A 503-nucleotide genomic window follows, 5' to 3' on the forward strand; every position below is an offset into this window, starting at 1 on the left:
GTTTGATAGCTGGACGCATATCTTTACCTGCTGCTGGACGAGCTGCTGCGTCCGTTACTTCGCTTGAAGATAGACCAGTTAGGTCATCTGTTTGACGAGAAACTGTTACGCCATCAATCATATCTACGAACTGGATACGACCAGCTACTTCAGTGATGATTGGCAGTGTGTGCGCTTCCCAGTTCGCTACTGTTTCACCAGCTTCAACTGCGTCGTTGTCGCCCTTGCTTAGTAGCGAGCCGTATGGCAGTTTGTGTTTCTCTTTCGTACGGCCGAACTCATCGATGATGGTTAGTTCAGATGCACGAGAAGTGATAACTAGCTTGCCATCTTTGTTTGTTACGAACTTAGCGTTGTGAAGCTTAACAGAACCGTTGTTCTTCGCTTGGATGCTGTTCTCTGCTGCTACTGTCGATGCCGCACCACCGATGTGGAACGTACGCATCGTAAGCTGTGTACCCGGTTCACCGATAGACTGAGCAGCGATAACACCTACTGCCTCA

The 503-nt window shown here is 49.1% G+C and carries 1 pseudogene; it reads right to left on the reverse strand.

The annotated features are described in order from the left end of the window. A pseudogene (locus R7Q48_RS31600) lies at positions 1–503 on the reverse strand (DNA-directed RNA polymerase subunit beta'); the annotation flags it as partial.

Source organism: Vibrio sp. 378 (assembly GCF_033339435.1).